Annotated in this window: 22 protein-coding genes; 16 read left to right on the top strand and 6 right to left on the bottom strand. The window is 68.0% G+C overall.

Annotation, left to right across the window (positions count from 1 at the left end; genetic code table 11):
* Nucleotides 1-16 precede the first annotated feature (16 nt).
* Genes AC5P5M_RS11995 through gspH form a run of 3 tightly spaced genes read right to left on the bottom strand, consistent with a single transcriptional unit; the run spans nt 17 to nt 1,433 of the window.
* Nucleotides 17-631, bottom strand: coding sequence for a type II secretion system protein GspJ (locus AC5P5M_RS11995; RefSeq protein WP_414487534.1), 615 nt, complete (start codon nt 629-631; stop codon nt 17-19).
* The gene (gene gspI / locus AC5P5M_RS11990; RefSeq protein ID WP_414487427.1) at nt 628-987 is read right to left on the bottom strand and encodes a type II secretion system minor pseudopilin GspI; all 360 of its coding nucleotides are present in this window, start codon (nt 985-987) and stop codon (nt 628-630) included. The genes AC5P5M_RS11995 and gspI overlap by 4 nt, the downstream gene beginning before the upstream one ends.
* Nucleotides 987-1,433, bottom strand: coding sequence for a type II secretion system minor pseudopilin GspH (gene gspH, locus AC5P5M_RS11985; RefSeq protein WP_053516372.1), 447 nt, complete (start codon nt 1,431-1,433; stop codon nt 987-989). Before gspH ends, gspI begins: the two co-directional genes overlap by 1 nt.
* A gap of 115 nt (nt 1,434-1,548) precedes the next feature.
* Between gspH and AC5P5M_RS11980 the strand changes: the two genes are divergently transcribed.
* Entirely contained in the window at nt 1,549-2,007 is a 459-nt protein-coding gene (locus AC5P5M_RS11980; protein WP_053516310.1) for a general secretion pathway protein, read from the top strand.
* Nucleotides 2,008-2,014: 7 nt separating this feature from the next.
* On the opposite strand, the gene AC5P5M_RS11975 is transcribed toward AC5P5M_RS11980, so the two are convergent.
* Nucleotides 2,015-2,350: a hypothetical protein gene (locus tag AC5P5M_RS11975; protein WP_346475124.1), complete on the bottom strand. Its 336-nt coding sequence runs from the start codon at nt 2,348-2,350 to the stop codon at nt 2,015-2,017.
* Between the two features lie 201 nt (nt 2,351-2,551).
* Between AC5P5M_RS11975 and AC5P5M_RS11970 the strand changes: the two genes are divergently transcribed.
* The 6 genes from AC5P5M_RS11970 (at nt 2,552) to AC5P5M_RS11945 (ending at nt 9,342) form a co-directional block, all read left to right on the top strand.
* Nucleotides 2,552-4,174 carry a ShlB/FhaC/HecB family hemolysin secretion/activation protein gene (locus AC5P5M_RS11970; protein ID WP_111186880.1) on the top strand — a complete coding sequence of 541 codons (1,623 nt, stop codon included), beginning with the start codon at nt 2,552-2,554 and terminating at the stop codon, nt 4,172-4,174.
* A 38-nt stretch (nt 4,175-4,212) separates the two neighbouring features.
* Nucleotides 4,213-5,997, top strand: a complete 1,785-nt coding sequence (locus AC5P5M_RS11965) for a DUF2341 domain-containing protein (RefSeq protein ID WP_495205934.1) — start codon at nt 4,213-4,215, stop codon at nt 5,995-5,997.
* Nucleotides 5,998-6,007: 10 nt separating this feature from the next.
* On the top strand, nt 6,008-6,421 hold the full coding sequence (locus AC5P5M_RS11960) for an ExbD/TolR family protein (RefSeq protein ID WP_053516303.1): 414 nt from the start codon (nt 6,008-6,010) through the stop codon (nt 6,419-6,421).
* 39 nt (nt 6,422-6,460) lie between these two features.
* Nucleotides 6,461-7,126: a cell envelope integrity protein TolA gene (tolA, locus tag AC5P5M_RS11955; RefSeq protein WP_053516301.1), complete on the top strand. Its 666-nt coding sequence runs from the start codon at nt 6,461-6,463 to the stop codon at nt 7,124-7,126.
* A 42-nt stretch (nt 7,127-7,168) separates the two neighbouring features.
* Entirely contained in the window at nt 7,169-8,914 is a 1,746-nt protein-coding gene (locus AC5P5M_RS11950; RefSeq protein ID WP_346475127.1) for a putative porin, read from the top strand.
* Nucleotides 8,915-9,012: 98 nt separating this feature from the next.
* On the top strand, nt 9,013-9,342 hold the full coding sequence (locus AC5P5M_RS11945; RefSeq protein WP_495205933.1) for a hypothetical protein: 330 nt from the start codon (nt 9,013-9,015) through the stop codon (nt 9,340-9,342).
* On the opposite strand, the gene AC5P5M_RS11940 is transcribed toward AC5P5M_RS11945, so the two are convergent.
* Nucleotides 9,339-9,752 (bottom strand): OsmC family protein, encoded by a 414-nt coding sequence (locus AC5P5M_RS11940; RefSeq protein WP_197600046.1) that lies wholly within the window; start codon nt 9,750-9,752, stop codon nt 9,339-9,341. The genes AC5P5M_RS11945 and AC5P5M_RS11940 overlap by 4 nt on opposite strands.
* A gap of 222 nt (nt 9,753-9,974) precedes the next feature.
* On the opposite strand from AC5P5M_RS11940, the gene AC5P5M_RS11935 reads away from it, so the two are divergent.
* From AC5P5M_RS11935 to AC5P5M_RS11905, 7 genes are all read left to right on the top strand, one after another.
* The gene (locus AC5P5M_RS11935) at nt 9,975-10,475 is read left to right on the top strand and encodes an RNA polymerase sigma factor (protein ID WP_053516292.1); all 501 of its coding nucleotides are present in this window, start codon (nt 9,975-9,977) and stop codon (nt 10,473-10,475) included.
* An 82-nt stretch (nt 10,476-10,557) separates the two neighbouring features.
* On the top strand, nt 10,558-11,514 hold the full coding sequence (locus tag AC5P5M_RS11930; protein ID WP_495205932.1) for a FecR family protein: 957 nt from the start codon (nt 10,558-10,560) through the stop codon (nt 11,512-11,514).
* Between the two features lie 171 nt (nt 11,515-11,685).
* Nucleotides 11,686-14,820, top strand: a complete 3,135-nt coding sequence (locus tag AC5P5M_RS11925; protein WP_495205931.1) for a TonB-dependent receptor — start codon at nt 11,686-11,688, stop codon at nt 14,818-14,820.
* A 54-nt stretch (nt 14,821-14,874) separates the two neighbouring features.
* Nucleotides 14,875-15,639 carry a Slam-dependent surface lipoprotein gene (locus AC5P5M_RS11920; protein WP_495205930.1) on the top strand — a complete coding sequence of 255 codons (765 nt, stop codon included), beginning with the start codon at nt 14,875-14,877 and terminating at the stop codon, nt 15,637-15,639.
* Nucleotides 15,640-15,730: 91 nt separating this feature from the next.
* Nucleotides 15,731-17,185, top strand: coding sequence for a surface lipoprotein assembly modifier (locus AC5P5M_RS11915; protein WP_495205929.1), 1,455 nt, complete (start codon nt 15,731-15,733; stop codon nt 17,183-17,185).
* A gap of 145 nt (nt 17,186-17,330) precedes the next feature.
* Nucleotides 17,331-17,735 (top strand): response regulator, encoded by a 405-nt coding sequence (locus tag AC5P5M_RS11910; protein WP_065176179.1) that lies wholly within the window; start codon nt 17,331-17,333, stop codon nt 17,733-17,735.
* Nucleotides 17,736-17,744: 9 nt separating this feature from the next.
* Nucleotides 17,745-19,340, top strand: a complete 1,596-nt coding sequence (locus AC5P5M_RS11905; RefSeq protein WP_263174415.1) for a sensor histidine kinase — start codon at nt 17,745-17,747, stop codon at nt 19,338-19,340.
* A 29-nt stretch (nt 19,341-19,369) separates the two neighbouring features.
* Here AC5P5M_RS11905 and AC5P5M_RS11900 read toward each other — a convergent pair whose 3' ends face one another.
* On the bottom strand, nt 19,370-19,594 hold the full coding sequence (locus AC5P5M_RS11900) for a hypothetical protein (RefSeq protein WP_053516280.1): 225 nt from the start codon (nt 19,592-19,594) through the stop codon (nt 19,370-19,372).
* A gap of 166 nt (nt 19,595-19,760) precedes the next feature.
* On the opposite strand from AC5P5M_RS11900, the gene AC5P5M_RS11895 reads away from it, so the two are divergent.
* Both AC5P5M_RS11895 and AC5P5M_RS11890 read left to right on the top strand, forming a co-directional pair.
* Nucleotides 19,761-20,177: a baeRF12 domain-containing protein gene (locus AC5P5M_RS11895; protein WP_053516277.1), complete on the top strand. Its 417-nt coding sequence runs from the start codon at nt 19,761-19,763 to the stop codon at nt 20,175-20,177.
* A 5-nt stretch (nt 20,178-20,182) separates the two neighbouring features.
* Nucleotides 20,183-20,506 carry a thioredoxin family protein gene (locus AC5P5M_RS11890; protein ID WP_495205928.1) on the top strand — a complete coding sequence of 108 codons (324 nt, stop codon included), beginning with the start codon at nt 20,183-20,185 and terminating at the stop codon, nt 20,504-20,506.
* The last annotated feature ends 11 nt before the right edge of the window (nt 20,507-20,517 follow it).

The following is a 20,517-nucleotide window of genomic DNA, read 5'->3' as shown; positions in this document are numbered from 1 at the left end:
GCGGGTGCGTCTGCGGCTAGAGTTCAAGGACGCGACGGTAGCTCAACGGACCGCGGCCATCACGCAGCCGCAGCCTCAGTTCCAACCCGGTGGCCGGCAGCAGCACGCCCTGGCTGGGCAGCGTCGTCCAGCCGGCGCCCGGCTGCCAGGCGCGCACATCGAAGAACTGAACATCGTGCGCCACGGCCAGCCCGCGTGACTGCTCTGGTGGCGGCAACGGATAGCGATCCGATGACGGCCCGCTGGCCCGCCACAGGGTATTGCCCTGACGCCACCAGCGCACCCGCTGCCAGCGCAGCCCGTCGCTGCCGACGCTGCGGGTGATCTCCAGCGCGAAACTGCCGTCGGCCTGCCGTTCGCTGACCAGCGCCGGCGGCAGCAGGCGCTGTGGCTGGTCAGCGGGGCGTACCGCACCATTCATCAGGGCATCGTCCGCACGCATCTCGATGTCGCGCTGGAACTGCTGCAGCACCCGCAATGCGGCATTGGTGCCTGCATCAGCCTGGCGCAGTCGCTGGTCACTGCTGGACACGCTGTCCAGCGCACGCCAGCAGATCACGGCCAGCACGCCCATGAGGGTGATCGCGATCATTACTTCGATCAGGGTGAAGCCCTGCACGCGCCGTTTCACGGTGCAGCGGTCCATGGCAGCAGCATGCGTGCCAGCGACTGCGTTGGTGCATCCTCCGCCACCACGATGAGCTCCAGCAGCGGCTGCCCGTCGCTGCCGCTGCCCAGATGCTGCCGCACCAGGAAGCGGCTGCGACCCTGCACGCAGCGCTGCTGCACATCCGCGGGCGGTTGCGCGGCCAGCCGCAGTTCCTGCCAGCGGTCCTGTGCGCACAGCAGTGCCAGACGTCGGTCGCGCAGCCGCGACTGGTCATCGGTTGCCACTGCCACCGAGCGCATCACCGCCGCCAGCGCGACTGCCACGATGGCCAGTGCGATCAGTACCTCGATCAAGGTGAACCCCCGCCGCGGCCGCATCACTGCACGACCTGCAGCTGTCCACTGCCGTCGTCGCGAAGGCGCAGCTGTCGCCCCTGCAGCGACAGCGCCAGCTCCCACGGCACGCCGATCCATTCCGGACTCAGTTCGATGGCTGCCGCCGGCTGTACGGCGATGCCCGGGCTCTGCCACCGCTGGGGGCGCAGCAGGTCGTCGCGCTGCACGTCGGTCCAGCGGTCGCCCTCGCGTCGGCTGAAGCGGTAGCCCTCGGCATCCGCCTGCCAGCGGAGGCTGCGGCCATCGATGCGGGCCTCATCGCGTGCCACCTGCAGGCGTTGCGCCAATCGCTCGCCTTCCTGACGGAGCTGGCGCGCAGGATCGAGCAGTGTGCCCAGGCCCAGGCCGATGGCCGTTGTACAGATGCCGATGATGACCAGCACCACCATCAGTTCCAGCAGGGTGAAGCCGCGCGGGATGCGCCGCATCGACATCGCCTCCTGTGCCTGCCGATCGCGGACAGGGTAGCGGCGGATGATGAAACAAAAGCGTCAGCGGCGACTGCTAGCGTGGTGGCCGTCAATGTCGACGAAGGTGCGGAACATGGACGGCAGGCGCTGGGATCGCAATCACCTGCTGACACTGCTGGCGGCGACGCTGCTGCTGGCCGTGATGGCCTACTGGGGCATTGCCCTGTTCGCTGCAGGACCACCGGCGGCGGCCAGCGCGGTAAGGCCGTCGACACCGGCCCGGCCACCGTTCGACGCTGCGGCCAGCGCTCCGCTGGTGCGGCTGCTGTCACCGGGTGCGATCCACACCGAGGTAGTGGTGCTGGGTGTGATGGCCAGCGCGCACGCACCGCTGGCACTGCTGTCGGTCGATGGTGGCGCTGTCGATGCCTATGTGCCGGGGCAGCGCCTGGGACCGTCCACGGTACTGGCCGGCATCGGCGCAGAGACCATCGAACTGCAGCAGGCGGGGCGGTCGCGCAGCCTGCCGGTGCCCGCGCTGCCGCCCGTTCCTGCCGACGGCATCGTGCCTGCCGCTGCGGGGCGGCACTGAGGCGCGATCAGCGAGAGGGGCGCTGCGGTGTCACCGAGCGACCAAAGGCGTCGCCCATCCGTTGCCGGGTGCCTTCCAGGTTGTACTGCATGAGCTGGTTGCCGGGCTGCCGCATCTGCCGCTCCGACTCGGACAGGCGCGGTGATCGTGCACGTGGCGGTGCCGGTGCGAGCCTGCGCTGCAGACATTCCCAGGCCGGAATGCGCTCTCCGTTGACCTGCACGTCGATGCAGGGCGGTGTGTCCGCGCGCGTTGCGCGGTCATCGGCGTGCGCAATCGGCATCGCGATGGACGCGAGCAACGCCACGGCAGGCCAGCGCCATGCAGTCAGGATCATGCTCATCTCCAATCTCCCGCCACCCCATGTCGGCTGCTTCATGGACGGGTGGCGGGCGCAGTGTCCGCCTGCGCGCATTCCGCCGCCGTCAACAGATGACAGTGCTGTCACAAAACTGTTGGCGGCTTTGACGCGCCCTGCACGTCCTGTGGGTAGACCCACGCGCCGCTCCCTGGCCACTTCCTTCGATACGACGCGATGCCTTCAATGACGCCTGTTCCGTGCCGAGCTGTCCGACTCCCGCTGCGCCTGCGTCCGCGGGCACTCGCGCTGGCCGTGGCGTCCCTGCCATTGCCGCTGCTCGCGCAGGATGCCACGCCGGCGGCCAGGGTGAACATCAACGAGTACATCGTGCGCGGCAACACCGTACTTGATCCGCGTCTGATCGAGCGCGCCGTTGAGCCCTATCTCGGCCCGGGCAGGACGTTGGCCGACGTCGAGCAGGCGCGCGATGCAGTCAGCGCGCTGTACCAGCAGGCGGGATACCAGTCGGTGTACGTGGAACTGCCCGAGCAGCAGGTCAGTGCCGGCGTGGTGCTGCTGAAGGTGCAGCAGACGCCGATCGGCGAACTGCGCGTGGTCGGTGCGGCGCCTGCTGCGGCGGCGCGGATCCGCGCACGGGTACCGGCGCTGGCCGAGGGCCAGGTGCCGGATTTCGACCGGGCGCAGAAGGAACTGACCGCGCTCAACGAAGGCGGTCGCCGCCAGGTGATGCCGCTGGTCCGTGAGGGAAAGACGCCCGGCACGATGGACGTGGACCTGCAGGTGGAAGAAAAGTCGCCCTGGCGAGCGAGCGCCGCACTCAACAATGACCGCAGTGCCGACACCGAGAAACTGCGCCTGAGTGCCTCGCTGGCGCATGACAACCTGTGGGGACGCGGGCACAGCGCCAGTCTCGGCGTGTTCCTCGCTCCGCAAGATACCGATCAGGCCAAGGTGTTCTCGGCGTCGTACACGCTGCCGTTTGAAGGCAGCCCCTGGAGCCTGGAGGCATCGGGCTATACCTCCGACAGCCGCGTGCTCAATGCCGGCGGCCAGGGGGGCGCGGGAACCGGCACCAACGTGATCGGCAATGGTCATTCGATCGGCCTCAAGCTCAATTACCGCCTGCCCGGCAGCACTGCATGGTGGCGGCAGCTCAGCCTCGGCGTCGACTTCAAGGACACCGAGGAGGACACCTGGATGGGCAGCGACAACCTGAAGACTCCCCTGAAGTACGCACCGCTCACGCTGGCATTCGTGGGTGTGCGCCAGGGCGAACAGGACCAGCTGAGCATCAGCACGCAGCTGGTGGCCGGAACCCGCCGCCTGTTCGGCTATGGCAGCAATGGGTACGACTTCAGCCAGAAGCGGGCGTGGGCCGATCCCAGCTTCGTGGCACTCAAGGCCGATGTGTCGAATACGCATACCTTCGGCAGCGATTGGCAATGGTATGCACGCGGGGCCCTGCAGGTGACCGATGCGCCACTGGTCTCGGCCGAGCAGTTCGCCGCCGGTGGCATGTACACCGTGCGCGGCTACCTGTCGGCCGAGGCGATCGGCGACTACGGCGGTGTGGCGAACCTGGAATGGCGCACCCCGGCATGGCCGCTGTGGAGCGGCAGCCAGCTTCGCGTGTACAGCTTTGCCGACGCGGCCTACCTGCGCCTGCGGCGGCCGCTGCCCGAACAGCGCGACCAGTACAACCTGGCCTCGGTCGGGCTCGGCGCGCAGCTGCGCCTGGGAGATCACCTGCAGTTGCGCCTGGACTATGCGTGGCCCTATGCCGATGGGCCGGTGACCCGCAAGGACGACCCGCGGCTGCATTTCAACATCAGCACCAGTTACTGACCCTTCCCTTGAACATGCGTTCTCCGGAGACCCCTCGCATGGACCGTTTGCTTTCCCGGATGTTGCTGCTGCTGGCCGCGCTGATCGCGCTGCCCGCCGCTGCGGCCGATGCCAGCTGGTGGCAGGCCGAATGGAAATACCGCAAGCCGATCACGATCGACGCAGGCCCGCAGGGTGCCGGTCTGGCAGGCGATCCCGGTCGAACCCCGCTGCTGCTGCGCCTGCATACGGGCAACTTCGGTTTCGACGGCACCCAGGATGCCGGCAGCGATCTGCGTTTCGTGTCGGCGGACGGGCGCACCGTGCTGGCGCACCAGATCGAACAGTTCGACCCGGCGCTGGGGCTGGCCCTGGTGTGGGTGGATGTGCCGGCCGTCAGCGCCGCCGCACCGCAGACGATCTGGATGTACTACGGCAACGACAAGGCGCCGGCCAGTGGGAATGGACAGCAGGTATTCGATCCGGACTACACGCTGGTCTACCACTTCGCCGACGCCAATGCCCCGGCACGTGACACCACGGCCTACGGCAACAATGCGGGCGCAGTGGTGCCGGCCGCCGAAGGTTCGGTGATCGGTCGCGGCGTGCAGTTCGCCGGCACTGCGCTGCCGCTGCCAGCCAGTGCTTCGCTGGCGCAGGAGGCCGGCGCGCCATTGACCGTGTCCGCGTGGATCAAGCCGGGTGCACAGAATGCGGCGCAGGCCATCTATGCCCGTCGCGATGGCAGCGCGGAACTGCTGCTGGGCATCGACAACCGGGTGCCGTTCGTGCAGCTCAATGGCCAGCGCAGCACGCCTGCGCAGCCGATTCCGGAGGGACAATGGGCGCATCTGGCGCTGACGGCGGAGAAGGGGTCGCTGCAGCTGTATCTCAATGGCCACGTGGTGGCGCAGCTCAGCGGCGAACTTCCGGCCATGTCCACCGCAGCGGTGGTGGGTGCTGACGCGCCGGGTGCCGAGCAGCCGCTGGCCAGCTTCGACGGTGCGCTGGATGAACTGCGGATTTCTCGCGTTGCGCGTCCGGCGGCACTGCTGCTGGTCGATGCCATCGCGCAGGGCGCTGACTCACGCCTGATCAGCTATGGCGCCGATGAGCAGTCCACGGGCCAGAGTCACTTCGGCTTCATCCTGAAGGCGATGCCGTTCGACGCCTGGGTGGTGGTGGCCATCCTCGGCCTGATGATGCTGATGTCGTGGGCGATCATGATCGCCAAGAGCCGTCACTTCGGCCGCACCGGCAAGGCCAATGCGGTGTTCACTGATGCTTTCGGCAAGCTGGCCGGCGTGCCGCTGCGCACGCTCTCGGACATGGACCGGCAGGGCCAGGCACCGGCGGCCATGCGCGACGGTTCGCTGTGGCGCATCTACCAGGTGGCCATCGATGAGATGCAGCAACGCCACCAGCGCGACGGCAACGGCGGCTATCTGAGCGCGGCGACCATCGCGGCGATCCGCGCATCGATGGATGCGGTGATGGTGCGCGAGCAGGAGGCGATGTCGCGTCGCATGAACTGGCTGTCCACCACCATCGAAGGCGCGCCCTATGTGGGCCTGTTCGGTACGGTGATCGGCATCATGCTGGTGTTCGTGGTCGCGGCGATGGCCGGTGCGGTGGACATCAACTCGGTCGCGCCGGGCATGGCGGCGGCCTTGCTGTGTACGGCCGCCGGCCTCGGCGTCGCGATCCCGGCACTGTTCGGCTACAACTGGCTGGGCGCACGCGCCGAGGCCATCGGTGCCGACATGGCCGTGTTCATCGACGAATTCGCCGCCCGCCTGGCTGAAGAGCAGGACGGGCGCGGCCCGGCCACGGTGCAGGGCTGAGGAGCGCGTCATGGCCCAGAAGGCGAAGTTCGGCATCAAGAAGCGCGAGAAGGGCATCAACGTGACGCCCTTCGTCGATGTGCTGCTGGTGGTGCTGGTGATCTTCATCCTCACCAGCAACGCCTCCATTCCCGGCATCGAGGTCAACCTGCCGAAGGCCAGCAACAGTGTGGCGCTGGAGAAGCCCAAGACCAAGGCGATCACCATCGATCCCAGCGGCCAGGTGTTCCTTGACGCCTACCCGGTGACGATGGCCGAGCTGGAGGACCGCCTGAGGACAGAGCGCGCGACCTCGCCGGACTTCCCGGTAATCGTGCGTGGCGACGCCCAGGTGCAGTACGCGCGCGTGGTCGAGGTGCTGGATCTGCTGCGGCGGCTGGAACTGGCCCAGGTTGGCCTGGTCACCGGCAAGGCACAGGGCTGAGGCATGACCGGCCCTCATTCCCCACGGCCGGAGCCCGGCATGCGTGACCGCCCGCTGCTGGTGACCGTCGCACTGGTGCTGGCGGTGCTGCTGGTAGTGGGCGCCGTGCTGTGGTGGCTGCTGTTCAAGGACACGGCCAGCACCCGCCGCCCCGTGGTGCAGCCGCCGATGCTGGCGTTGCCACCCCCGCCGCCACCCCCACCGCCGCCGCCTGAGAAGCCCCCCGAACCGGAGACCCCGCCGGAGGAGACCCTGCCCGAGCCGGAGCCGCTGGATCAGCCGACCCCGGCCGAGGAGCCGACGCCGACGCCGGACAACGCCGACCCGGTGACCATGAACGCCGACGCGCAGGCGGGCGGTGACAACTTCGGCATCCAGGCGGGCAGTGGCGGCGGCGCGTCCGGTACCGGTCGCGGTGGTGCCGGCAATGCCACCTATGGCCGCTATCTGGGTTACCTGATGCAGCAGGCGATTGCGCGCGATGCGAGGGTCAAGCGCCTGGCCTTCCAGTTGCAGGTGAACGTGTGGCTGGCGCCGGATGGGCGCCTGGAGAAAGTCGAGCTGGTGCGCGGCAGCGGCAATGAAGAGGCCGACGCCGCCGTGCTCGACGCACTGCGCCAGATCGGCCGGGTGGACCAGCCGCCGCCACCTTCACTGGACTTCCCCGCGCGCGTGCTTGTGCAGGGCCGCAGGCCCGGGGCTTGAACCGTGATTTCCCTGTTTTCCCTTCTTCCGATGAGAACCGTGATGAACAACCACGTCCGCGCTCGAACCGACTCCCGCCCGTCGCGGCCGGCCCGACGGGCGCTGCTGTGCTGCGCTGTGCTGCTCAGCCTGGCGGCGCCGGCCGGTGCAATGGCTGCTGAGACCACCATGATCAAGCTGATCAAAGGCCTGATGGCCACTGGCGCGCTCAAGCCCGAGGACGGCCAGGCGCTGCTGGTGCAGGCCGAAGCCGAGGCAGCAGCAGCCCAGCGCGGTGCTGCCGGTGCTGCATCGGCCAGCAGTGGAGGCATCGCGCTTGAGGCGGGCGATGTGCGTGTGCCCTATGTGCCGCAGAGTGTCCGTGATGGCATCCGCGACGAAGTGCGCCAGGACGTAATGGCGCAGGCGAAGGCGGAGGGCTGGGCGGCGCCGAATGAGGTCGCCGAATGGACACAGCGCATCAAGGTGACCGGGGACGTGCGTGTGCGCAGCGAGTCGCGCTTCTATGGCGATGACAACAGCGGCATCGTCAGCAACTGGGCCGCGGTCAATGCGGGCAGTGGATTCGACACCAACACCAATACCAACCTGCAGCTGCCGCCCTTGCTCAACACCCGACAGGACCGCCGTAACCTGTGGCGCATCCGCGCCCGCCTGGGGGTCGAGGCCATGATCGGCGATCACACCACCGCTGGCATCCGCCTGGCCAGCGGCAGCAGCAATGGCCCGGTGTCCACCACCGAGCAGCTGGGGGGCGGCCTGAGCAAGAAGGACGTGTGGCTCGACCAGGCATGGCTGGCCTACAGTCCGGCTGACTGGGTGACCGTGCGTGGTGGCCGTTTCGGCAATCCGTTCTGGAGCAGCGACACCCTGTTCTCCAACGATCTGAACTTCGATGGACTGGCCGCCAACCTGAAGTACGGGTTCGGCGACGGCGATCTGGACCTGTTCGGCACCCTTGCCGTGGCGCCGCTGGAGTACACCTCGGACAGCCTGCAGAGCCGCAGCGGAGAGAAGTCGCCGAACGAGAACAAATGGCTGTCCGGCGCGCAGGCTGGCGTGAACTGGCGCTTCAACGACGACAACGCACTGCGGGCCGCACTGGGCTACTACGACTTCAAGAACATCAGCGGTCGGCTGTCCTCGCCCTGTGCCCTGTACTCCGGCGCCGTCGGCTGCGACACCGACTGGTCGCGCCCGGCGTTCATGCAGAAGGGCAACACCCTGATGCTGATCCGCGACATCGCGCTCAATCCGATGGATCCGGCCGGCACGCCGACGCCGCAGTATGTCGGCCTGGCGTCCGCCTTCCGCCTGGCCACCCTGAACCTGCGTTGGGATACCCGGCTGGCGCAGGACATCGGACTGCGCCTGGAAGGCGACTTCATCCGCAACCTGGCGTACGACACGCAGGCGATGTTCCGCCGCGCCAACAACGGCATCGTCAACAATTTCGGTGCGGGTGAAGCTCCCGGCATCGATACGTTCCGCAGCGGCGACACCGCGTGGATGCTGCAGGCAACGTTCGGCGCCACCGACCTGAAGGAGAAGGGGCAGTGGCAGGCACTGCTGGGCTACAAGCGGATCGAGGCCGATGCGCTGCCGGATGCCTACAACGATCCGAACTTCCATCTGGGTGGCACCAACGCGCGCGGCTATTACGTGGGTGGTGCCTATGCGTTGGACGCGCGCAGCTGGATCAGCGGCAAGTGGATGGCTGCCAAGGCGGTGTCGGGCCCGCCGCTGGCGATCGATGTGTTCCAGCTGGAGTTCAACACCGGCTTCTGAGCCGCCAGCGATGACGGGCCGGCACGAAACGTGGCGGGGGTGCAGCGATGCGCCCGTCTAGGGAAAGGAGACCACGCGTGGCAACAAGGAGGAGTGTGATGAGCCGTCGCAAGCTGTTCCAAAATTCCGGGACGTCCAGCCAGATGCTGGGCATCGGTCCGGCCTATGTCTCGGTGGAGGGCCTGCGCCAGCACCTGGCCGAGTTCCTGCTGTACGCCGGCCGCCCGGTGGTGATCATGCGCGGGCGCAGCGAGGTGGGCTATTTCCTGCCGTCCCGCTGCTGGCGCCAGCGTGACGACGATCCGCTGGCGGCCGCCGCGGCCAACCAGATGCTGGATGCCGCGGGTTTCCAGGCCGAGGACATCCAGCAGGTGGAGCGGGAGTTCAACGCGATGCGCCAGCGCACCGTGCTGCACCCGCGCCGTTAGCGCTTTCCGGAAGCGGCGTTCTGGCCGCGTTCGCTGGTGATGCGCGCCCCTTCGCGCATCACCAGGGTGACCGGGGTCTTCTCGACCACCTCCAGCAGTCGCTGCCACTGGGCATCGTCCAGCGCGGCGCTGGCATGCAGTATGCGGTGCACATGGAAACGACCATCAGGATCGCGCTCCGAACGCAGTTCGGCGTGGAACTCGCCCAGCTCCCAGCCCTTGCGCTGGGCGTACATGCGCAGGGTGATGGCGGTGCAGGCGGCCAGTGAGGCCAGGTACAGATCGAACGGGGCGAATCCCTTGCCCTGGCCGCCCAGCGAGGCCGGCTCGTCGGCGTTGACATCGAAGGTGCCGTTGCTGATGTGGTGCAGGTAGTTGTCAGCCATCGAGACAATGCGTGCGTAGGCCATGGGCTTCTCCTGTGCGGGGGATGTGGGGCCGGATCAGGCGCGGTGCCGCGCGGCCATCACCGGTGATGATCGGGTGGCAGGGCTATCGTGACAATGGGACTGACGATCCCGGGAATGGCGGGTGCCGTGGTGCGGGCTGGGCGTGATGGGGTGCCGCGCCCTACAATCACGTCCCGGACCGTCGCCATCACGCCCATCATTCCCCGGTCCGGCCTGGCACCTATGTCTCCCAATGCCCTGGCGCTGGTCGAGCTGTTGATCCGCGAGCGCCGTGCGTTGTCACGCTTCATCGCGCGCTACCTGGACCCGGCCAGCACCGAGGACACCCTGCAGAACCTGTACCTGAAGGCCAGCAGCGTGCCCGGCGATCCGCCGATCCTTGAACCGCGCGGTTACCTGTACCGCATGGCGTACCATCACGCCCTCAACCGCAGCCAGGCCGACGCACGCGAACGGCGGGCGATGGCCGAGTACGCGTGCGAGGTCGGCGATGCCGTTGGTGGTGAGCAACAGGCGCTGGACCAGGCGCAGCTGCGCGAGATCACCCGGACCATCCTTGCGCTGCCGCCGCAGGTGCGGGAGTGTTTCGTGCTCAACCGCTACCTGGGCCTGAGCGAGCGTGAGATCGCCGCCCGCCTGGGCATTTCCAAGAGCCTGGTCGGCAAGCATGTGCTGCGCGCGGCAATGCTGATCCAGCAGCACCAGCAGGGCGCACGCCGATGACCCGCAATTACCGTGGGCAGAGGCCGCCCGCCCTTGTCACAACAGTCACGCGCACCGGTTCGTGGTGCGACAGGCTACGACCATGACCACGTCCGAACCCTCGCCGCGACAGGCCAGGCATGCGTTGCGCTGGGTGATCCGGTGCAGTGCAGGCCCGTTGCCGGACCGGCAGCAGCGGGCCCTGCAGCGATGGCTGCAGGCCGATCCGCGCCATGCCTTGGCCTGGCGCCGCCAGCAGGCATTCTGGGACGGCCTGGACGCGGCTGGGCCGGAGGTGCTGGCCGCACTGCCGGCACTGACCTCCGATCGCCAGGGCCTGCGCCCGATCGCCCCGCGCAGGCGCCTGTCCTGGTGGTGGGCCAGCGTGGCCGCGGTGGTGCTGGCGGTCCCAGCCCTCCCCGGGGTCGCATTGTGGGCGCGCAGCGATCTGCGTAGCGGCGATGCACCCCGTGTGGTGCAACTGGAGGATGGCAGCACGGTCGTGCTGGATGCCCGCACCGCGCTGGCCGTCGCATTCGACGGGGATCAGCGGCAACTGCGGCTGCTGCGCGGCCAGGCGTGGTTCCGGGTCGCGCATGAAGCGCGGCCGTTCCGGGTCGGGGCCGGCGGTGGCCTGGTGCGCGACATCGGTACCGCGTTCAGCGTTTCGTTGCAGGACGCGGTGGTGACCGCCCAGGTCAGCGAAGGGGTAGTGGACGTACATCCCGGTGATGGCAGCCTGCAACGGCTGCATGCAGGGCAGGCACGCGCGTTCCGTGACGGACGCTGGCTGCAGCCGGTGAGCAGCCTCGCCAGCGACGCGGTGGCACCCTGGCGGCGCGGTGAGGTTGCCATCGACGATCTGAGCGCGGCGCAGGCCATCGAACGGTTGGCGCGCTATCGGGCCGCACCGGTCTGGGTGCTGGGGACAAAAGCGGAGCAGATCCGGGTCAGTGGCCTGTTCCATCTGCGCCAGCCGGACCCGGCCATCTCCGCAGTGGCGGCCCAGGCGGGCCTGCGCGTGCAGCGGCTGCCGGGTGGCGCGCTGGTGGTCTGGTGATGCCGGCAGGTTTAGATCGCGATGAAAAAAGCCTGAAAAAAGCGTGGGCAGCCTGCAGCGTGCGCTGTCTATAGAGGTACAGCCAGAGCGAAACACCGTTTTTCCTCAAGCCAGACACACCACCGGCAGCGGCTGTGCCCGTGGTTTCCCCACGCTTGAGGAGTTCCGTCCATGCCGTCCACGGCGTCTGCCTGTCACCGTCGCGCCACCACACTGGCCCTGGCCATCTGCACCGCACTGCTGCCGCTGGCCCGGGTGCCGGCCGCGCAGGCGCAATCCAGCACAGCGGCGGCGCTGCGCCAGTACGCCATCCCGGAGCAGTCGCTGGCAGACGCGGTACGCGCGTTCGGGCGCCAGGCCGATGCGCAGGTGGTGTTCCGCAGCGACCTGGTCGAAGGGCGTCGTTCCAGCGCAGTGCAGGGCCAGTACAGCCAGATGCAGGCGCTGCAGCGGCTGCTGCAGGGCAGTGGGGTGCGTGCCCAGCGAGGTCTGGATGGCACCTGGAGCCTGCGCGCCGCGGCGGACGCAGCGCAGGCATCGGCCGAGGGGGAAGGGGTGCGGGTGACCGATACGCTGGACGTCGCCGGTCGCCTGCAGCCGGAAGGCGGCGAAGCGCGCGATCGCCGTGGCTACGATGACGTGTTCGCGCTGGACCTGACCACGGTGTATTCGGGGCGGGACCGGGTGGAGCGCTTCCGCGGCGCCAACCCGGCCGACGTGGTCAAGGATCTGGTCGGCGTTTTCAGCGGCGATGCGCGCAACAGCGGCGCGCTGGACATCAACATCCGCGGCATCCAGGGGCCGGGGCGGGTGCCGGTGAGCATCGATGGCGGTGAACAGGCCCTCACGGTCTGGCGGGGCTACAACGGCGTCAGCAGTCGCAACTACATCGATCCCAACCTGATCGGTGGCATCCAGGTCATCAAGGGGCCCGGCCTGGTGCGTGACGTGCACAGCGGCGTCGGCGGCGCGCTGGTCATCAGGACCATCGACATCGATGACGTCGTGCCGGCGGGCGAACGCTTCGGCGGGGAGCTGAAGATAGAAGGCAGCAGCAACGCGGTGGCGCCACGCCTGCCACGCCTCCACAGCGGCGAGGACTACCGGACGGTGCCGGGTTTCCCGCAGGGGTCGCCGAACTCGCCCTATGACGACCGTACCCTGGTGGTGCCGGTGCAGTCGCGCAGCGGCAACACTCCGTTCGATGGCGAGGACCAGGCGTGGCGACTGGCGCTGGGCCTGCGCGGTGAGACGGTGGACGTGATGGCGGCCTATGCCTGGCGCCGGCGTGGCAACTATTTCTCCGGCAGCCAGGGCAGCGACTACTACGACCAGGACCCACGCGAGCAGTACGAGTACCAGGGCATCGACTACATCACCACGCTGGCCCGCTACTTCAAGCCGGGTGATGAAGTGCCTAATACGTCGAGTGAACAGGAGTCGTGGCTGCTCAAGGCGACGTGGCAGATCAATGACGACCAGCAGCTGAAGGCGAGCTGGCGGCACACGCTCTCGCACTACGGCGAGATCATGCCTTCGCGCATCCTGTCGGCGCCGGACTACGGCCGCATCCAGTGGCCGCTGAGCCGCGTCGACTCGGATGCCTGGAACCTGGAGTATCGCTGGCAGCCGGCCGGCAGCCGCTGGCTGGATCTGTATGCCAATCTGTGGCGCACCGAGACCGACAGCGATACCTATACCGCGGGCGGCTTCCCCAACTTCGCGCCGGGCAATCCGCAATGGGACCCTGAAGCCAGCCCGATCCTGCGCAACACCGCTCTGGCCAACGCGCGCAACGATCGCACCGGCCTGACGGTCAGCAACCGCTTCGCGTTGCACTCCAGCCTCGACCTGACCGTAGGGGGCAACTGGCAGTACGAGAGCCTGGGTTCGCGCGATCCGTACTTCGGCACCACTGATGGCTGGCGCATGTTTCCGCGTGCCGGCCGCCGCCAGGAGGGTGAGGGCTACCTCAACCTGGAATGGCGTCCGCTCGATGTCCTCACCCTCAACGCCGGCGTCCGCTACAGCCGCTACTGGGCCTTCGACGACTTCCTCGACGCGCACCCGGAGCTTCTGACCAAGGGGGTGGGCAGCAAGCAGGCTACCTATCGGGTCAACGAGCTGCCCGAGCGACCGGCCAGCCTGCAGGCAGAGATCGATGCGCTGGAAGCAGAACGCGAGTTCTGGGAGAGCATCGGCATGGGCTCGGTGATCGATGATTCGATCCGGGGACTGCTGGCCTATTACGAAACACCGCAGGCAGTGGAGCACAACATCGCGTGGCTGCCCGACGCCAACGGCAACTATGCCCGTGCCACCAACCCGTGCCTCAACGGCGAGGTGGCTGCGATCCCGGGCGTGCTGCCGTTGTTCGCCGGCAGCGACCTGGTCTGCAGCATCGGCAACACCGTGCAGGCGCGGCCGGTGGATGGCAGCAACCGGCGCCAGCGCGATCACGCGTGGCTGCCCACTTTCTCGGCGACGGCGCATCTGTCGCCGGCCGCGCGCATCTACCTTCGCTACAGCGAAGCAGTGCGTTTCCCGAGCATGTTCGAAAGCACCATCGCCTTCTCCAGCAGCCTCAACCCGCTGTATGACCTCAAGCCGGAGCATGCCTACAACTACGAGCTGGGTTACGTGCACGACCTGTCGGCGCTGTTCGGAAACACCGCCGATGCCGACGTCAAGCTGGCCTATTACGTGCACAAGACCCGCAACGTGATCGAGCGCGATGCCTACTTCCTGTTCGACAACATCGACAAGCAGACCATCCGCGGCATCGAACTGCAGGCACGCTTCGACAACCGCCGTTTCTTCACCGATCTGGGCATCGCCCGCACGCTGGAGAACGAGGTCTGCGACGAGAGCAGTGCCGTGCTGCTGGATGCCAACCGTGGCCTGGTCCCGAACTGCGTGCAGGACGGGTTCGTCAGCGGCTACCTGCTCACCCAGGCGATTCCGAAGCTGTCGGTCAACGCGTCACTGGGCACCCGCCTGTTCGACGAACGACTGGAGCTGGGCAGCCGCATCATCCACTACCGGCGCCACGAAAACCCGGACCTGCAGGCCTACCGCGACCGGTTGCTGGCCGGTGGCAGCAGCCTGCTCTGGCAGAACGTGCCGTTCACCTGGGGAAACATCACCACGGTGGATGCGTATGCGCGCTGGCGCTTCAACGAGCACGCCAGCGTGGAGCTGGTCGGCAGCAATCTCGGCAACCGCTACTACGTCGACCCGGCCACGCGGTCCACGCTGCCGGCGCCGGGTCGCACCCTCAAGCTGGGCATCACCGCACGCTTCTGAACACCTGCATTCAAGCGTTGTACCCGTAGTTCCCTCAACCCAAGGAGCAACACCATGAAAATGATCTCCCGTTCCGTCCTGGCGGTCGCCGCCTCCTTCGCCCTGGCCGGCGCGGCGCAGGCAGCCGACATCGTCGGTGCGGCCAGCCAGGTGACCGATGCCGAGCTGTATGTCGCCGTCGGTGATTCCCAGGTCAACGGTGGCCCGCACTCGGCCGGCAAGGCCGGTATCGGCGTCGGCACCGTGTCCAACGCCCGTCGCGTCGATTTCCAGGGCCTGGCCAGCTATTCGGTGCCGACCACCATCAATGGCACCACCGTACGCACGCTGGCCATGCCGATCACCGGTGCGCCGGGCAGCCACGCGGGCATGGGCCACTTCAACTTCGTCAAGGTCGGCAGTGGCGATGTCTGGTTCGGTGAATGGTCCAAGGACGGCGCCGCAGGTGGCTTCAACAACCGCCAGGTGTACTTCGTCGGCGACCGTGCCGGCACCACCCTGCCGGCCGGCGTGGCCACCTACAGCGTGGCTGGCCTGAACAAGTTCAACGGCAGCAACCTGCTCAGCGGCACCTTCCGCGCCAACTTCGGCACCGGCACTCTGCTGGGCGGCCTCAGCGGCGGTGGCCTGTCGGTCAACATCAACGCCACCATCAACAGCGCCACCGCCTCGTTCGCAGGCGCGGCCACCGCCAACGGTTCGGTCAGTGGCACCACCCAGGGCCAGTTCTTCGGTGCCAATGCCGCCACCCTGGCCGGTATCGCCACCTTCGCCGGCAACAGCCAGTACGACACCGCCTTCGGCGGCAGCAAGAACTGATCGCCACGCCCCTGACGGGGCAGGGCAGGGACAAGCCGCGATCCGCCAGTCCCTGCTTCGGCCCGCTGCATCGCTTCACACCGGAACGACCATGCGCCTCCCTCTTTACTGCCTCCTTCTGCTGGCGCTGACCGCCACGGCGCACGCCCAGCAGGATGACCTGCGCCGCGTGCTGGAGCAGGGCAACGACGTGCGCCATCAACGCCAGGACCAGCAGCGGCTGCAACAGGCCGAACCGGATCGGCCGACCGTCACCCTCGATGGCCGGACCCTGCGCGTGGAGCGCACGGTCGACGACCTGGGCCAGGCGCTGTACCTGTCGTTGCAGCACCAGCAATGGCCCGCCGCGCAGGCCTTCCTGCACGAGTACATTGAACTTCCCGGCCATGACCCGCTGCTGCGCCACTACGCGCAGGGCGCGCTGGCGCGGGTTGCGGGCGAGCATCATCGCGCGGCCCTTGAGTACGAGGCCCTGCTGGCCCGGCAGCCGGATTTCCTGCCTGCGCGGCTTGAACTGGCGCGGGTCTACGCCGAGGACCAGCGTGACCGGGAGGCGACGTCGCTGTTCACCGCGATCGCCGCCGACATCGATGACCGCGACCCTGCCACCGCCGGCGTGCGCGGCCGGGTGCAGGGGTATCTGCAGGCGCTACAGGCGCGGCGGCGCTGGAAGGGCGCACTGTCCGCCGGACCTGCATGGAGCGACAACATCAACCGCAGTTCGGCCAGCCGCACCTGCCTGTTCGGCGTGGGCGAGGACTGCATCATCGAGCGCAGGTTGCCCGATGCCCAGCGCGCACCGGGGGTGGACTACGACGGCAGCCTGGAACGCCGCTGGGCACTGGCCGGCCACCACGGCCTGTATGTGCGCGGGTTGGCCTTCGGCCAGGCATGGAAAGACAACCGCGCCTACAACGAACTCAACGCCACTGTGCAGGTGGGCTACAGCTGGCGCAGCGCGCGGCACACCCTGCTGCTGGCCCCCGGCTACGACTATCAGGCACTGGGTAACCGTACCCTGCAGGGCGCCGCAGGCGCGCATGCGGAATGGCAATACGCACTGGACCCGCGCAGCCTGCTGAAGCTGGAGGCGAACTGGAAGCGCCAGCGCTATCGGCAACCGGGGCTGGCCGACAACTACGATGGCGCGATGGGAGCACTGTACGCCACCTGGTTCCGTGCGCTCACTACGCGCTGGACCGTCTTCGCAGGCATCGATCTGGCCGACAGCGGAGCGGCCGACGCGGCCAATGCCTATCGCCAGCGCGGCCTGCGCGTCGGTGCGGCGCGGCAGTGGAGCGGCACGACTGCCACGCTGTTCCTTTCGCTGCGCGAGCGCAGCTACGATGCCTGGAGTCCGCTGCTGGAAGCGCGCCGGCACGACGACGAGCAGAACCTCATCGCGCTGGTACGCAGCGAACGGCTGGCGGTGGCAGGCCTGGTGCCCAGCCTGAGCCTGCGCTACACCCGCATCGACAGCAATGTGGACTGGCTGTACAGCCATGACCGCAGCCTGCTGAGCCTGAAATGGGAGCGTGCGTTCTGACCGCGGGCCGGGCACACAGCGTGTTTGGCCGAGGTGAATGCGATCTCGCTGTTGTCTTCATCCGTCATCACGCGTTCTTGTAGGGCAACTCGCGCATCCTGCGGGCATTGCGGCCGGATGGGCCGCGCGTGTCAGGGAGTACAGCGTGCTGGAGTCGGGCGATGAACGGGAGGGGCTGCAGGGGCTGCGGGTGCTGGTGGCCGAAGATGAATTCGCCATTGCGATGTTCCTGGCCGACTATCTGCAGCTGAAGGGCGCGCACGTCGTGGGCCCGGCCGGTGACCTGCGCGAGTTGGCGCGTCTGGTCGATGATCACCCGATCGACGTCGCCCTGCTGGACATCAACCTGGGTGGTGAACAGGTGTACCCGCTGGCCGACCGCCTGTCCGAGGCGGGGACGCCGTTCCTGCTGACCTCCGGTTACGACGACAACCTGCCGAGCCGCTTCGCCAGCGCGCCGCGCTGCCCCAAGCCCTACCATATCGACGCGTTGGCCCGGCAGCTGGCCGGACTGGTCGCCGCACCGCGGGCTGCTGCGGGCAAGGTCTGACTGCGCGGCATGGGCCGGCGATTGGATACCGCTGCTCCCTCGTCCGTGCGCGGCACAGCACCTCCGGCGCATCGTCTGGGTGGACTGCATGACGGCATGGATGCGCGCATCGCGCGCCATGACTGGTCAGGGACGCCGCTTGGCCCGACTGGGCGGTGGCCGGCGCATCTGCGCGCCACCGTGGACATGATGCTGGCTCATGGGTTTCCCATGATCATCCTGTGGGGCCAGGAGCTCATCCAGCTCTACAACGACGGCTATGCCGAGATCCTTGCCGACAAGCATCCCGCTGGCCTGGGGCAGCCCACCCGCGACTGCTGGCCCGAGGTCTGGCACATCAACGGGCCGATCTACGACCGGGTCTGGCAGGGTGAGACCGTCACGTTCGAGGACAAGTTGTACCCGCTGGCCCGGCAGGGCCGGCTGGAGGACGTCTGGTTCACCATCACCTACAGTCCGCTCCGCGGCGAGGAAGGGCAGGTGGGCGGTGTGCTGGTCACCATGTTCGAGACCACGGCAGCGCACGTGGCACAGGCCGCGCGTGAGCGCGAGGAGCGGCGGCGGCAGGAGAGCGACCGGCGCTTGGCGCTGGCGTTCAAGGTACTGCCGGTCGGCTTGTGCATTGTCGATGCGCAGGGGCGGATGCAGCTGTCGAACGACCAGATGCGCGCCTATCTTCCCAGCAGCCAGGTGCCCTCGGCCGATCCGGTCAACCAGCACCGATGGCAGGGCTGGCATGCCGATGGCAGCCCGATCGCACCCGAGGATTTCGCCATCGCACGGGCCCTGCGCGGAGAAACCGTGGTGCCCGGACTGGAGTTCCAGTTCACCCATGAGGATGGGTGTGTCCGCTGGACGCGGGTCGCGGCGGCGCCGCTGCGAGATGTCGACGGCGAGGTGACGGGCGTGTTCGCCATCGCGGTGGACATCGATGATCTCAAGCGTGCCACCGAGCGGCAGGCGGTATTGCTGGCCGAGCTGCAGCACCGCGTGCGCAACATCATGGCCACGATCCACGCCATCGCCTGGCGCACACGCGAGTCGGTCGACAGCGTGGACGAGTACGCTGACCGCCTGTGCGCACGCCTCATGTCGCTTTCTCGCACGCAGACCCTGCTCACCCGCAGCGCCAATGCCGGGGTGAGCCTGCGTGGCATGCTGGATCAGGAGATCGCGGTGCAGGGACACGCGCCCGACGGATTCCTTCTGCAGGGCGAGGAGGACGTGCTGCTGCCGCCCAAGGCGGCCGAGGTGCTGTCGCTGGCGGTCCATGAACTGGCCAGCAACGCGCTCACGCACGGCGCATCGGTGCACAGCGATACGCGGATCGAGGTGTCCTGGTCGATGCAGGACATCGACGGTGAAGCCTGGCTGGACCTGCACTGGTGCGAGCGGCGCGCGGTGAACGACGACTGGATCGTCCCTTCGCATCGCGGGCTGGGTCGGGCGCTGGTCGAACAGCGCATTCCCTACGAGCTTGGCGGTAGCGGCGAACTTGCGTTCTCACCCCAGGGCGTGGATGCGTGGATCCGCTTGCCGCTGCGCGAGCGCGACAGCCTGCTGCAGACCGATGCCACCTCCAGCCTGTCGCCGCCGCGCGGGTAGCGCCTGCGTTCCTTCAATGGCTGGCCGGGTCAGTGCGTGGCGGCTGCGCCGATCAGGGTGCAGGCGAGCGCCATCGCGACCGGTACCGCCAGATGACGCGTCGCCAGCGCGGTGCCCGTGGTCATCAGCGAAGCCAGGGCAATGCCGAGCGCGAGCACCGGCTGGCCCTGCAGGAACTGGTGGATGCAGCCGGCGCATCCAGCGACGGCCAGGCCAACGGCGAAGCAGACATGGAGCAGGGAGGCAGCATGCATGGGGGGTTCCTCGCGGTGATGCCGTGGGTAGCGGCCGGCGCCGGGGCAAGTTGAGCCGCGATCTTCCATTCCAACGAATGGATCACATTGTGTGCGCGCCACGGTTACGGTGGGCGACCTAGGGTGGTGCTGCAGAAACATTCGAAACGCGTACGAGGAGGCAGCGATGGCACGAACGATTCCCGAGGGGACGCTGGTGGTGGTGGCCGATGGTGGTTCGGCCCGGGTGTTCACCAATGTCGGCAGCGCGCAGCAGCTCACGCTGAAGCAGGAGGGCGAACTGCGGCTGCAGGACATCAGCGAGACGGGCGTCTCCGGGCAGGGCCCGGCCGGTGCCGTTCCCAAGGACATGTCCATCGCCCAGCTCAACGAAGCCACCTTCGCCAAGCAGGTGGCCGAACAGCTCAACGAGGATGCGCTCAACAACCGCTATGCCCACCTGCTGCTGGTGGCCGACCCCACCACGCTCGGACGGATCCGTCCGCTGCTGCACAAGGAGACGCAGGCACGGTTGCTGGGCGACATCGCCAAGGACCTGACCAACGCGCCGCTGGCAGACATCCAGCGCAGCCTGGCGGGGTAACCTCGGTGCCCTTCATGCGCACGCACCTGTCCAGCGAGCCGTCACGCGCCGAAGTGGAGGCGCGCGACGGCTGGCAGCTGCTGGAATTCGGTGCGCCCTGGTGCGGCCATTGCCAGGGGGCACAGCCGGCGCTGCAGGAGGTCGTGGAAGCACATGATCTGGCGCACTGGAAGATCGAGGATGGGAAAGGGCGGGCGCTCGGGCGCTCGTTCCAGGTGAAGCTGTGGCCCACGGTGATCCTGCTGCACGACGGCCGGGAAGTGGCACGCGTGGTGCGTCCGCGCGTGCGTGCCGATCTCGCCGCGCTGGAGGGCCCGCTGCCCGACTGAGGGCACGCTGC

It is taken from the genome of Stenotrophomonas sp. YJH_SMC_106-19 (assembly GCF_059368375.1).
The sequence above is the reverse complement of the archived record's forward strand: the minus strand, read 5'-3'. Positions and strand labels throughout refer to the sequence as shown.

What these genes read in the sequence shown, in the direction of transcription:
- AC5P5M_RS11965 (WP_495205934.1), top strand. Translation starts at nt 4,213, where the DNA reads ATGGACCGTTTGCTTTCCCGGATGTTGCTGCTGCTGGCCGCGCTGATC.
- AC5P5M_RS11950 (WP_346475127.1), top strand. Translation starts at nt 7,169, where the DNA reads ATGAACAACCACGTCCGCGCTCGAACCGACTCCCGCCCGTCGCGGCCG.
- AC5P5M_RS11915 (WP_495205929.1), top strand. Translation starts at nt 15,731, where the DNA reads ATGCGCCTCCCTCTTTACTGCCTCCTTCTGCTGGCGCTGACCGCCACG.
- gspI (WP_414487427.1), bottom strand. Translation starts at nt 987, where the DNA reads ATGCGGCCGCGGCGGGGGTTCACCTTGATCGAGGTACTGATCGCACTG.
- AC5P5M_RS11975 (WP_346475124.1), bottom strand. Translation starts at nt 2,350, where the DNA reads ATGAGCATGATCCTGACTGCATGGCGCTGGCCTGCCGTGGCGTTGCTC.
- AC5P5M_RS11980 (WP_053516310.1), top strand. Translation starts at nt 1,549, where the DNA reads ATGGACGGCAGGCGCTGGGATCGCAATCACCTGCTGACACTGCTGGCG.
- AC5P5M_RS11940 (WP_197600046.1), bottom strand. Translation starts at nt 9,752, where the DNA reads ATGGCCTACGCACGCATTGTCTCGATGGCTGACAACTACCTGCACCAC.
- AC5P5M_RS11945 (WP_495205933.1), top strand. Translation starts at nt 9,013, where the DNA reads ATGAGCCGTCGCAAGCTGTTCCAAAATTCCGGGACGTCCAGCCAGATG.
- AC5P5M_RS11970 (WP_111186880.1), top strand. Translation starts at nt 2,552, where the DNA reads ATGACGCCTGTTCCGTGCCGAGCTGTCCGACTCCCGCTGCGCCTGCGT.
- AC5P5M_RS11905 (WP_263174415.1), top strand. Translation starts at nt 17,745, where the DNA reads ATGGGCCGGCGATTGGATACCGCTGCTCCCTCGTCCGTGCGCGGCACA.
- AC5P5M_RS11960 (WP_053516303.1), top strand. Translation starts at nt 6,008, where the DNA reads ATGGCCCAGAAGGCGAAGTTCGGCATCAAGAAGCGCGAGAAGGGCATC.
- AC5P5M_RS11935 (WP_053516292.1), top strand. Translation starts at nt 9,975, where the DNA reads ATGTCTCCCAATGCCCTGGCGCTGGTCGAGCTGTTGATCCGCGAGCGC.
- AC5P5M_RS11925 (WP_495205931.1), top strand. Translation starts at nt 11,686, where the DNA reads ATGCCGTCCACGGCGTCTGCCTGTCACCGTCGCGCCACCACACTGGCC.
- gspH (WP_053516372.1), bottom strand. Translation starts at nt 1,433, where the DNA reads ATGCGGCGCATCCCGCGCGGCTTCACCCTGCTGGAACTGATGGTGGTG.
- AC5P5M_RS11895 (WP_053516277.1), top strand. Translation starts at nt 19,761, where the DNA reads ATGGCACGAACGATTCCCGAGGGGACGCTGGTGGTGGTGGCCGATGGT.
- AC5P5M_RS11930 (WP_495205932.1), top strand. Translation starts at nt 10,558, where the DNA reads ATGACCACGTCCGAACCCTCGCCGCGACAGGCCAGGCATGCGTTGCGC.
- AC5P5M_RS11920 (WP_495205930.1), top strand. Translation starts at nt 14,875, where the DNA reads ATGAAAATGATCTCCCGTTCCGTCCTGGCGGTCGCCGCCTCCTTCGCC.
- AC5P5M_RS11900 (WP_053516280.1), bottom strand. Translation starts at nt 19,594, where the DNA reads ATGCATGCTGCCTCCCTGCTCCATGTCTGCTTCGCCGTTGGCCTGGCC.
- tolA (WP_053516301.1), top strand. Translation starts at nt 6,461, where the DNA reads ATGCGTGACCGCCCGCTGCTGGTGACCGTCGCACTGGTGCTGGCGGTG.